4 protein-coding genes are annotated in these 2,350 nt (G+C 37.8%); 2 read left to right on the forward strand and 2 right to left on the reverse strand.

Features of this window, described 5'->3' with window-relative positions:
• Positions 1 to 209: 209 nt before the first annotated feature.
• Positions 210 to 755 carry a gamma carbonic anhydrase family protein gene (locus CXF64_RS09910; protein WP_101216917.1) on the forward strand — a complete coding sequence of 182 codons (546 nt, stop codon included), beginning with the start codon at positions 210 to 212 and terminating at the stop codon, positions 753 to 755.
• On the opposite strand, the gene CXF64_RS09915 is transcribed toward CXF64_RS09910, so the two are convergent.
• On the reverse strand, positions 747 to 1,001 hold the full coding sequence (locus CXF64_RS09915) for a DUF1488 family protein (protein ID WP_007584142.1): 255 nt from the start codon (positions 999 to 1,001) through the stop codon (positions 747 to 749). The genes CXF64_RS09910 and CXF64_RS09915 overlap by 9 nt on opposite strands.
• Positions 998 to 1,822 carry a shikimate dehydrogenase gene (gene aroE / locus CXF64_RS09920; protein ID WP_101216918.1) on the reverse strand — a complete coding sequence of 275 codons (825 nt, stop codon included), beginning with the start codon at positions 1,820 to 1,822 and terminating at the stop codon, positions 998 to 1,000. Before aroE ends, CXF64_RS09915 begins: the two co-directional genes overlap by 4 nt.
• Positions 1,823 to 1,875: 53 nt before the next feature.
• Between aroE and CXF64_RS09925 the strand changes: the two genes are divergently transcribed.
• Entirely contained in the window at positions 1,876 to 2,313 is a 438-nt protein-coding gene (locus CXF64_RS09925; protein ID WP_004335148.1) for a group II truncated hemoglobin, read from the forward strand.
• Positions 2,314 to 2,350 lie beyond the last annotated feature (37 nt).

Raw genomic sequence — 2,350 nt, forward strand, 5'->3', positions numbered from 1 at the left:
CGTCTCAGTGGGGTCGCATTATAGGGAGATCATATTTTTACGCAAGCACTTTTTTAAAGAAAAAGTAAAAAAAGATACTGTTCGGTTAGTATCTGAACTAAACCCCCTAAAACTGATAGTTTTGTAACCAAACAGTGCACTGTATGGTACAAAAATCACCTTGCTGATACACTCAAATACTAATAATCATGATCTAAAAGGTACTAACTATGGCAATTCGTTCTTATAAAGGTGTTACTCCTTCATTTAATTCGTCTGTTTATATTGATGAGTCATCGGTTTTGGTTGGTAACATTACTTTAGGTGATAATAGTAGTGTGTGGCCGTTAGTAGCTGCACGTGGTGATGTTAACTATATACGTATTGGTGAGCGTACAAATATACAAGATGGCAGTGTATTGCATTTATCTCGCGCAACTAAAAGCAATCCTGATGGTTACCCACTTATTATAGGTGACGATGTAACAGTTGGTCATAAGGTAATGCTGCACGGATGTGTATTAGGAAACCGTATACTTGTAGGTATGGGCGCTATTATTATGGATAACGTGGTTGTTGAAGATGATGTTATTATTGGCGGCGGCTCTTTAGTACCACCAAACAAACGTTTAGAGTCTGGTTACTTATATGTTGGAAGTCCAGCTAAGCAAGCCCGCCCTCTTACAAAGCAAGAACTTGCCTTCTTAAAAATATCTGCCGATAACTATGTATCACTTAAAGATGAATACTTAGCTGAAATCGCTAACTTAAGTTAATAAGCTTACTTCAATTTGGCCTGCCGAGTTATAGCTCTCTTCTTCGATAAGCTCCTCGGCACGTTCTTCGTAATCAAAACGATACTTTTCAAAATATTCTGTTGCGTGACTTTCGTCTGTTAATTTAAGTGTATTTACTTCTATTATACATTCCACCAGCATGCCACTAACTTGTGCAAAAAAAACTAACTGATGATCGGGCTCTCTAAACTCTAGCCTATCTATAAACTGTATTGCCTGATTCATTTAAGCATTCCTTGTTTGAGCGCATCAACAACGGGAAGTATTTTTGGCATTTTGTTACGCCATACATAATATGCTTGAGCAGCTTGACCAACTAACATTCCACTGCCATCTAAAAGCTTAGCGTTAATATTATGCTGTGCAACCCAATTCATAAAAATGGTATTTTGCAGTGAATAAAACATGTCATAAGCGACTTCACAGTTAGTTATGTGTTTTTCATCAAGAGCAGGAAGCTCATTATTCATACTGCTAGATGTAGAGTTTATAATTAGTGAGTAATCGCTTACTGGTAAATCATCAAAGCTAAAGCCAGATACTGGTCCATATTGAGTAAACAGCTCTGCGAGTTCTTTAGCTTTTTGTGCTGTGCGATTAACTATTATTATTTCCTGAGGGTTATGCTCTAACAAAGGTAAAATAACCCCTCGAGCAGCACCGCCCGCACCTATGATTAAAATGCGTTTATTAGTTATGGCTACTTCATTAGCGACTAAATCATTTACAAAGCCCACACCATCGGTGTTATCACCGAGTAATGTGCCATCATCTCGTTTTTTTAATGTATTAACAGCCCCTACAATTTTAGCTAATGGCGTAAGCTCATCGGCCATTGCATAGGCTTGCTCTTTAAATGGCATTGTAACGTTAGCACCAACACCACCTTGCTCAAAAAAAGACAATACTGTTTTTTCAAAGTTATCGATAGGTGCTAATATTGCGCGATAGTCGATTTGCTCACCCAGTGATACAGCAAATTGTTTATGTATCGCGGGGGATTTTGAATGTTTAATTGGATTTCCAAAAACCGCATATTTGTCCATTTTAAAGCAACCTCTTTGCAGCTATATACTGCCTATTAACGATGATAAGTAATATGATTAAACGACTTTTTTCTAAATCTAAGCCAGCTCCTGAGCAACAGGCTCCTACTCCTGAAAAAACACCGTATGAAATAATAGGTGGAGAAAAAGGGGCGCGTGCTATCTCCAATCGATTCTACGACATAATGGAGTCAGATGAATACGCTAAACCGTTATATGATATGCATCCTCTGCCATTAGATCGAATTCGCCAAGTATTTTTTGAATTTTTATCTGGTTGGTTAGGCGGGCCAAACCTATTTACTGAAAAACATGGCCAGCCAATGCTACGTAAAAGGCATATGCCTTTTACTGTAGATAAAGCATTGCGCGATCAGTGGATGTACTGCATGAATAAAACGCTGGATATAGAAATAGACAATCCGTTGTTACGTGAAGGCTTAAAGCAATCATTCTCTCAACTAGCAACGCATATGATCAATCAGCATTAAATTTGTATTTAGCTACAATGTAAAAAGGCGCTAATTA

This window comes from Pseudoalteromonas sp. GutCa3 (assembly GCF_002836155.1).
Classification (GTDB): domain Bacteria; phylum Pseudomonadota; class Gammaproteobacteria; order Enterobacterales; family Alteromonadaceae; genus Pseudoalteromonas; species Pseudoalteromonas arctica.